The organism is Mesorhizobium sp. M7A.F.Ca.US.002.01.1.1 (genome assembly GCF_004022955.1).
GTDB classification, from domain to species: domain Bacteria; phylum Pseudomonadota; class Alphaproteobacteria; order Rhizobiales; family Rhizobiaceae; genus Mesorhizobium; species Mesorhizobium ciceri.
This window is the reverse complement of the sequence record NZ_RZQE01000237.1, coordinates 1-8,839: the sequence shown is the minus strand read 5'-3', so window position 1 is coordinate 8,839 and position 8,839 is coordinate 1. Positions and strand designations below refer to the sequence as shown.

Below are 8,839 nucleotides of genomic sequence, written 5' to 3'. Positions count from 1 at the left end.
AGATGACCGCGAGGTATCGGTAGCGGATGACCTTGATGCCAAGCGCATGCGCCGAGGTGTGGCTGTCGCCGATCGAACGCAGCGTCAGCCCGGTGCGGGTCTTGAACAGGAACCACATGACGGCGGCGGTCAGCGCGATCGAAATGTAGAAGATCGGATCCTGGCCAAACAGCAGCCTGCCGACCACAGGGATTTCCGTCAGGCCGGGAATGTCGAGGTTGGGCAGCCTTTCGCCGGGCTGGCCGACGAAGCTGGTGCCCATCATGCCGGACAGGCCAAGGCCGAGCAGCGTCAGCGACAGGCCGGTCGCCACCTGATTGGTGGCCAGCGACAGCGTCATGACGGCAAACAGCAGCGAGAACACCGCGCCCATGGCAATGGCCGCCAAAAGGCCGATCCAGGGCGATCCGGTGAGATAGGTTGCGCCGAAGCCGCCGACGGCGCCCATGATCATCATGCCTTCGACGCCGAGATTGAGTACGCCGGAGCGCTCGACCACCAGCTCACCGATTGCCGCGATCAGCAGCGGCGTTGCCGCGGTGGCGATGGTCAGAAGGATGTTTACGGTGATGTCCATCAACGGGCTTCCTTCAGCTTCGGTGCGGCTTCGAGTTTGGCCACGCCTTCCGGTTTGGTCAGCGCCAGGCCGACCAGGCGTATGCGGTAATGGATGAGCGTGTCGCAGCCGAGCACGAAGAACAAAAGCATGCCCTGGAACACCCGCGCCACCTTGTCGGAGATGCCGAGCGCGCTCTGCACTGCTTCGCCGCCGAGATAGGTCAGTGCCAGCACCAGTCCGGCGGCAACGATGCCAAGCGGGTTGAGACGGCCGAGGAACGCCACGATGATGGCGGTGAAGCCGTAGCCCGGCGAAATGACGGGCTGCAGCTGACCGATGGCGCCCGAGACCTCCGAGATACCGGCAAGTCCCGCCAGCGCGCCCGACAGCAGGAAGGCAAAGAACACCATCCGGTTGAGGCCGAAGCCGGCGAAGCGTCCTGCCCGCGGGCTCGAGCCCAGCACGCGCACCTCGAAACCTTTCAGCATGCGGCTCATCAGGATCCAGACCAGCACCGCGGCGACCAGCGCGAAGACAAAACCCCAGTTTGCCCGTCCGGCATCCGGCATCAGTTCCGGCAACACGGCCGAATCGTTGAACTGGATGGTCTGCGGGAAGCCATGGCCCTGCGGATCGCGCCACGGTCCGCGCACCAGCCAGTCGAGGAAGAGTTGCGCGACATAGACCAGCATCAGGCTGGTCAGGATCTCGTTGGTGCCGAAGCGCGTCTTGAGCAGAGCCGGGATCGCCGCATAGGCCGCACCTCCGACCATGCCGAGCAACAGCATCAACGGCAGCACCAGCGGGCCTTCGAACTGCGGAAACAGTACTGGAAGCATCGAGCCAACGATGCCGCCGAGGATGAACTGGCCTTCGGCGCCGATGTTCCAGATGTTGGCCTTGTAGCAAACCGACAGGCCGACGGCGATCAGGATGAGCGGCGCGGCCTTGATCGCCAGCTCATGCAACTGCCAGACTTGGCTGATCGGCTCGATGAAATAGATGTTGAACGCAGTCAGCGGATTGACGCCGAGCAGCGCGAACATGACGGCCCCGGCAATGATGGTCAGCGCGAAGGCGATGAACGGCGACAGGGCCGAAAACAGCATGGAACGCTGCGGGCGTTTGACGAGTTCGAGGCGCATCATGCCGTCTCCAACGTGTGTTCGGCGTGACCGGGTTCGGCGCCACCCATCAGCAAGCCGACCTTCTCGAAGGTCGCCTCGGCGATCGGTATCGGCTTCGACAACTCGCCATTGTGCATGACGGCGATCGCATCCGAGATCTCGAACAGCTCGTCGAGATCCTGGCTGATCACCAGCACCGCCGATCCGCTGCGCGACAACTCGATCAAGGCCTGGCGGATGTGGGCGGCAGCGCCCGCATCGACGCCCCAGGTCGGCTGGTTCACCACCATGACGCTTGGCCGGCGGTCGAGTTCGCGGCCGACGATGAATTTCTGCAGATTGCCGCCCGAAAGAGCCGCGGCCTCCGGATCCGGCGCGCTCTTGCGCACGTCCATCGCCTCGATGATGCGTTGGGACGCGGCCTGGATGGCGGCGCTCTTGACCATTCCGCCGGAACCGACGAACGCCTTGCCGTCGGTGGCATGGCGCGACAGCAGCAGGTTTTCGGAAAGCTTCATGCGCGGTGCGGCACCGTGGCCGAGGCGCTCCTCCGGCACGAAAGCAGCGCCCAGCAGGCGCCGTCCGGTGATGGTGAGGCTTCCCGAATCCTTGCCGCGAATGCGCACCGAGGCGGCATCCTGCTGCAGCACTTCGCCTGAAACGGATTCGAAGAACTCGCCCTGACCATTGCCGGCGACGCCGGCGATGCCGATCACCTCCCCGGCGCGGACGTTCAGGTTGATGCCCCTGAGCGGGATCGAGAACGGCGTTGCCGGTTGGCGGCTGAGATTGCGGATTTCGAGCAGCGGCTGCGCCTTGTCGATGCCCTCGACCGGCGCGCGCACCACGGCCTGCACCTCGTTGCCGACCATCATTCGCGCCAGCGAAGAGGCTGTTTCCTCACGCGGATTGCAATGGCCGACCACCTTGCCGTGGCGCAGCACGGTGGCGCGGTCGCAGATGCGTTTGACCTCTTCGAGCCGGTGCGAGATGTAGAGGATGGATTTGCCTTCCGAGCGCAGGCGCTCCAGCGTCTCGAACAGCTTGTCGGCTTCCTGCGGCGTCAACACCGAGGTCGGTTCGTCCAGGATGATGAGCTGCGGCGTCTGCAGCAGGCAGCGGATGATTTCGATGCGCTGGCGCTCGCCCACCGACAGGTCGCCGACCAGCGATTCAGGGTCGAGCGGCAGGCCATAACTGAAGGAAAGCGCCCTCGCCTTCGCAGCGATGCTGCTGATCGGTGAGCCGTCATCCAGCGACAGCGCGATGTTTTCGGCCGCGGTCAGCGCCTCGAACAGCGAAAAATGCTGGAACACCATGCCGATGCCGAGCTTTTTCGCGACGCCCGGGCTGGAAATCCTGACGGCCTGACCGTTCCAGAAGATCTCGCCGGCATTGGGCTCCAGCGAGCCGAACAGCATCTTGACCAGCGTCGACTTGCCGGCGCCGTTTTCGCCGAGCAAGGCGTGGATCTCACCCCTGGCGATGTCGAGATCGATATGATCGCACGCCGTCAGCGTGCCGAATATCTTGGTGAGGCCACGCACCTCAAGCAGGTTCGTGCCGTCCTGATTTGCACTCACAGTGCCTCCCATCTGGTTAGCCAGACATGTTCTGTGTTCCCGCAGGCATGGTAGGCGCGGCCGGCTCTCATCGGAAAGCGGCACACGTCTTGAAAGAGCTTCAAGAATTTCAGCGGAAATTCAAGGGATAGCAAGGCAGAACGAACTAAGGGATGAGAATGGTCGTCCCTGTGGTCCTGCGGCCCTCGAGGTCGGAATGCGCCTTGCCGGCGTCCTTCAGCGCGTAGCGCTGGTTGATCTGGATCTCGACCGCGCCGCTGAGCACGACCTCGAACAGGGCGGCAGCAGAAGCGTCGAGGTCCTCGCGTTTTGCGTTGTAGACGAACAGTGTCGGCCTTGTTGCGAACAACGAGCCCTTCTGTGCCAGCAACGACATGCTGAACGGCGGTATAGGTCCCGAGGACTGGCCAAAGCTGACGAACATGCCGAGCGGCCGCAGGCAGTCGAGCGAAGCCGGAAACGTGTCGTTGCCGACCGAATCGTAGACGACATCGCATTTTTTGCCGCCGGTGATGGCGGCGACGCCGGCGACGAAATCTTGTTCCTTGTAGTTGATGACGTGATCGAAACCATGCGCCCTGGCGAGCTCGATCTTGTCGGACGAGCTGGCGGTGCCGATGACGGTGGCGCCGAGATGTTTTGCCCATTGGCCGAGGATCAGGCCGACGCCGCCTGCAGCGGCATGGAACAGGATCGTGTCGCCGGCCTTCACCTTGAACGTCCGCCGCAGCAGATATTCCGCGGTCATGCCCTTCAGCATCATCGCTGCGGCCTGTTCGTCGCTGATGCCATCCGGAACCTTGACCACGCGGCTGGCATCGATGACGCGTTCTTGCGCGTAAGCCCCCGTCGTCACGGCATAGGCGATGCGATCGCCCGGATTCAGCCAGTCGACGCCATGGCCGACCTCCAGCACCACGCCGGCGGCTTCGCTGCCTGGCACGAGCGGGAAGCCGCCGGGTGGCGGATAGAGACCGGAGCGATGGTAGACATCGATGAAATTGAGGCCGATCGCGGTGTGCCGGACCAGGATCTGCCCGGATCCCGGCTGGCCGGGATCAGTGTCCTCATAGGTCAGAACTTCCGGGCCGCCATTGGCATGAATGCGGATCGCTTTGGACATTGCTAGGCTTCCTGTGGGCTAGGCTTGTGGGGCCAGGCTCCCTGTGGGAGTGGCCGATCAGGCCTTTTTGCCACCGAGATTGGGAAAGAACTGCATGATGCCACCGATGCAGGCAAGATAAAGCCCGGTGATGGTGATGCCGATCTTGGTGAAGGTGCTGACCTGCTCGCCCAGCACGCCGATCTGATCGTAGAAGGCGGCGAGCGCCGCTTGGGCCAGGGCAAGCGCGCCGAAAGCGCACCACAACAGGGTCATCCCAAGGTTGATGCGCCGCAGCCGCACCACCCGCACCGGGTGGATGAAGTTGATCGGCACGAAAGTCAGGACGCCGGCCACCACCACCACCGCGAACGAAACCCATTGTCCGGGCTCGATGACGAACAGGGTGAACACCACCATGTTCCAGACCACCGGGAATCCCTTGAAGAAATTCTCCTTCGTCTTCATGCCGGTGTCGGCATAGTAGATGGCGCTGGAAACGACGATGATCGCCGCCGACAGGAATGACAGGCCCTCGCCCATGAAGCCGCGCTGATAGAGCGCGAAGGCCGGGATCAGCACGTAGGTCACGTAGTCGATGATGTTGTCGAGCAGTTCGCCCGACCATGTCGGCAGGATCTCCTTGACCTCGAGTTTTCTGGCGATCGGCCCATCGATGCCGTCGACGAACAGGGCCAGCCCGAGCCACCAGAACATTGCGGTCCAGCGCTCTTCACTTGCCGCCACGAGCGACAGGAAGGCCAGGAACGACCCCGAGGCGGTCAAAAGGTGGACGGAGAACGCCCTCGCCTGCGGCCAGGTGACCTTCTTCTTCGGGCGCGGAATCCGGTCCGTGATCTTTTTGGCGGCTTTTCGTGCTGCCAAATTCCTGGCCGTTGTGTTCTTGCTCACGGGCCCCGCCAATCCAGCTTGCAGATTTCGGCCGAACGGCCGGCGAAATTCCAGTTGCGGCCAAAAGCCCGCATCTTGCTCTTGTCGGACCTGGCCACGATGATCTCGGGCGCGATCCAGTATTCCGAATTGCTGATCACCGTATCCTTGTCACGGTCCTTGCCTTGGATGGGTGTGACCGCTCCGTCGATAATCCTGGGTATCTGGAAGATACGCGTTTTGTCACGCGTCTCATAGGTGATCGGCACCTGCTCGACACCGAGGAATTTGCCGACGAGGATTGAGAGCAGCGATGTGGTTCCACCTGCCTTGCCCGTGAAGATCTTTGTCAGCGCCTTGACCGCATAGACAGAGGCGCGGCTGTCGATGAACAGGCCCGCGGTCCAGTTGCCGCGGCTCATATAGCCTGGGATTTCCATGATCAGCCCAAGATTGAGCCCGGACAGATCGACCTCACCGAAATGGCCGGCATCGATGCGAAACCCGGCCCATGTCTGGCAATAGCCTTCGGTCGGCGGATGATTGCCAAGCGAGAGCACGCAAGGGCAAAAAACCGTGCAATTGCAGGAGAGTACGAGCTCTCCCTTCATCGCCCAGCTCTGGTCTGCCATCGATTTTCCCCCACTCACAGCGAGACTACTAGCAGCGCGGCTGCCCAGACAAGCAGTATCGCACCGGCCAGCCGGGTTGGAACCCTGCTGGCCGTTTGTTTTTCGATCAGGGTGAACAGGCCGATCAACGCCATCCAGAAAACGTTCATGACGCCAACGGCGAACATCACCAGCATCAAGGCCCAGCAGCAGCCCAGACACCACAGACCTTGCGCGGCACCGAGCCGAAAGATGTTAAGGGGCCTTGCGCTCCAGCTCGCGAAAAGGATCGAGAACGGGTTCCTGCATTTCTTCAGGCAAGCTTCCTTCAAGCCGCTGAACTGGTAGAGGCCGGCAATCAGCAGAGCGAGCGCACCGGCAATGCCGACGACCGGATCGAGCATCCCGGCTGACGAAGCGAATGCATGGACGGCCAAGGTCAGCGCCGCGAACGCAATTGAAGCGGCGAGCCAGACGCTGAGATAGCCGGCGACCAGCAGCAGCGGGTGAACGACCGGTTCGCCCTTGATGCGTGCCGTGTCAGCGATCTCGCAATAGGTGCGTATCATCGGCGCCGCCGAAGGCAGCATCGTCGCGATCGCCATCAGGAACCACATCGAAACGAGCGCGCCGGCCTGCAAGCCGAGACCTGCGTCCAAAGGCACCGGTGAGAGGCACAGCACAAAGAACCGTTCCAGGAAATAGGGCAGCGGCAGTTGCGGCAGGCTGCGAAGGATCGTGTCGCCAGGGGCGCCGACGCCCGCAATCCCTGTTTCAGCCCCGCGGATTGCCATCGCCGCAAGAGACAGCCATGCAAGCAGGATGCAAGCGCCGACAACGACGTTTACCGTGACCCGGGGATTGCGCGCGATGCCGGCCATGGCGCGGCCGGCGCGGTCGAGATGGCTGAAGTCGTCCTGCTGGCCGGTCATGACATCCGAATGGGCCGAATCGCCGCGTTGATCAAGCGGCATGATCTGACCTATATGCTGATCGAACGGCAGGTCGGGTGGACCGCCTCGCATTGCAAGCCGGAAGCCGATCTTGGAGCATCAGCAAACTGCGCGGATACTGGTTGCCGGCACGGGGCCGGCAGGGCTGATCGCGGCACTGGGTTTTGCCGCCGAAGGTTTCCCGGTGACACTGGTCGGGCCGGAGGCCACCGCCCCCGATGGTCGCACGACGGCCCTGATGAACCCTGCCTTGAAAGTGCTCGACCGGCTCGGCGTGCTCGAAGCCGTCATATCCAAGGCGGCGCCTCTGAAAGTGATGCGCATCGTCGACGCCACCAGCCGGCTGATCCGCAGCCCGGTCGTCACCTTCCGTGCCAGCGAGATCGACGAGGATGAATTCGGGCTGAACCTTCCCAACAGCGTCCTCACCCCGGCACTCGCCGGCGCCGTTGCTGCGCATCCCGGCATCGACTGGCTGAGGTCGATGGTGGCGAACTGGCATCTCGATGCCGAGCACGTCCGTGCCGGCCTCGCCGACGGCAGCACGGTCGACGCAGCGCTGGCGGTCGCCGCCGATGGGCGGTTGTCACCGGCGCGCCAGGCAGCCGGCATCTCGACTTCGGCCCGCTCCTATCCGCAGGCAGCTCTCGTCCTCAATTTCGGCCATAGCGGCGACCACGCCTTCACCTCGACCGAATTCCACACCGAGACCGGTCCGTTCACGCAGGTCCCGCTGCCCGGCAATCGCTCCAGCCTGGTCTGGGTGGTCAAGCCCGAGACCGCGACCGAGCTCGCCGCGCTGGACGATGCGACACTTTCTCAGCGGGTCGAACAGCAGATGCAGTCGATGCTGGGCCGGGTGGCTGTCGAGCCGGGCCGGCAGATCTACCCGCTATCGGCGGTGACGCCGCTGCGTTTCGCAAGGGATCGGGTGGCGCTGGTCGGCGAAGCCGCCCATGTGTTTCCGCCGATCGGTGCGCAAGGCCTCAACCTCGGCATCAGAGACGTCGACGATCTAATTGGAATCGCTTGTGAAAATCTATCCGATCCGGGCGCAGCCAAGGCGCTTGCAGCCTACGATTTCAAGCGCCGCCCCGACATTCTGGCGCGCAGCAGCGCGGTCAACCTGCTCAACATGTCGCTGCTTTCCGACATGCTGCCGGCGCAGATGGCCCGCGTTGCCGGGCTCGGCGTGCTCGGAGGCTTCGCGCCGCTTCGGGCTTTTTTCATGCGCGAGGGGCTTCGTCCCGGCAGCGGTTTTGCCGCGCTTGCCGGCGGGTTAGGGAAACAGGTCCGGCGCTAGGATATTGTGCCGGATCAGGTAGAGCAGCCCGGTAACGGTCACGACCGACAGGCAGGTAGTGATCAGCACACTGGCCGACGCTCGCTGTACCCAGACGCCATACTGCTGGGCGATGACGAAGACGTTCGTGGCGGTCGGCAATGCGGCCAGAAGCACCGCCGAGAAGACCCATGTCTCAGAGAAATTGCCGATCCAGCTCAGCACGACATAACAGAGCAACGGGTGCAGGATCAGCTTCAGCGCGGCGATCGGAACCATCTCATGCGGGACGCGATTGAGCGGCCTGAGCGCCAGCGTGACGCCCATGGCAAACAGCGCGCAAGGTGCGGCCGCACGGGAAAGATATTCTAGAAATCGCTCCACCGGCACGGGCGGTCGAAAGCCGATATAGGCGGCGCCGACACCCAGGGTGGTTGCGATGATGAACGGATGCAGCACGATCTTGCGCACGACGCCGAGCGCAAGCCGGAGAGGAGTGGTCTTCTCGTCGCCAGACAGCGCCATCATCATGGGCGCGATGGCGAAATGCATGATGTTCTCGAAACAGAAGATCAAGGCGACCGGCACAGCCGCCTCCTCGCCGAAGGCCAGCAATGCCAGGCCCGGTCCCATATAGCCGATATTGCCATAGGCGGCCGCGAGCGCCTTGATGGTCGATTGCGCTATCTCGCCGCGCGAGGTCAGGACCGACCCCATGAACATCAAGGAAA

At 63.1% G+C, this 8,839-nt stretch carries 9 protein-coding genes; 1 reads left to right on the top strand and 8 read right to left on the bottom strand.

Annotation, left to right across the window (positions count from 1 at the left end; translation table 11 throughout):
* The 7 genes from EN932_RS21435 to EN932_RS21405 all read right to left on the bottom strand — a co-directional run.
* Window positions 1–577 (bottom strand): ABC transporter permease (locus EN932_RS21435; protein ID WP_164890562.1); only part of this gene is annotated, 577 nt, incomplete at its 3' end.
* Window positions 577–1,707, bottom strand: a complete 1,131-nt coding sequence (locus EN932_RS21430; protein ID WP_027161611.1) for an ABC transporter permease — start codon at window positions 1,705–1,707, stop codon at window positions 577–579. The genes EN932_RS21435 and EN932_RS21430, both read right to left, overlap by 1 nt.
* On the bottom strand, window positions 1,704–3,281 hold the full coding sequence (locus tag EN932_RS21425; RefSeq protein WP_164753752.1) for an ABC transporter ATP-binding protein: 1,578 nt from the start codon (window positions 3,279–3,281) through the stop codon (window positions 1,704–1,706). The genes EN932_RS21430 and EN932_RS21425 overlap by 4 nt, the downstream gene beginning before the upstream one ends.
* 133 nt (window positions 3,282–3,414) lie before the next feature.
* The gene (locus EN932_RS21420) at window positions 3,415–4,392 is read right to left on the bottom strand and encodes a quinone oxidoreductase (protein WP_127368238.1); all 978 of its coding nucleotides are present in this window, start codon (window positions 4,390–4,392) and stop codon (window positions 3,415–3,417) included.
* 57 nt (window positions 4,393–4,449) lie between these two features.
* Entirely contained in the window at window positions 4,450–5,256 is an 807-nt protein-coding gene (gene pcsA, locus EN932_RS21415; RefSeq protein WP_164753758.1) for a phosphatidylcholine synthase, read from the bottom strand.
* A gap of 23 nt (window positions 5,257–5,279) precedes the next feature.
* The gene (locus EN932_RS21410; protein WP_013531653.1) at window positions 5,280–5,894 is read right to left on the bottom strand and encodes a DUF1326 domain-containing protein; all 615 of its coding nucleotides are present in this window, start codon (window positions 5,892–5,894) and stop codon (window positions 5,280–5,282) included.
* Between the two features lie 14 nt (window positions 5,895–5,908).
* Window positions 5,909–6,847 (bottom strand): DUF2182 domain-containing protein, encoded by a 939-nt coding sequence (locus EN932_RS21405; protein ID WP_127368240.1) that lies wholly within the window; start codon window positions 6,845–6,847, stop codon window positions 5,909–5,911.
* A gap of 70 nt (window positions 6,848–6,917) precedes the next feature.
* Between EN932_RS21405 and EN932_RS21400 the strand changes: the two genes are divergently transcribed.
* Window positions 6,918–8,129 carry a UbiH/UbiF family hydroxylase gene (locus tag EN932_RS21400; RefSeq protein WP_127368241.1) on the top strand — a complete coding sequence of 404 codons (1,212 nt, stop codon included), beginning with the start codon at window positions 6,918–6,920 and terminating at the stop codon, window positions 8,127–8,129.
* Here EN932_RS21400 and EN932_RS21395 read toward each other — a convergent pair.
* A partial coding sequence (locus EN932_RS21395; protein WP_164890561.1) for an AEC family transporter occupies window positions 8,106–8,839 on the bottom strand: 734 nt, incomplete at its 5' end. The two genes, EN932_RS21400 and EN932_RS21395, sit on opposite strands and share 24 nt — an antisense overlap.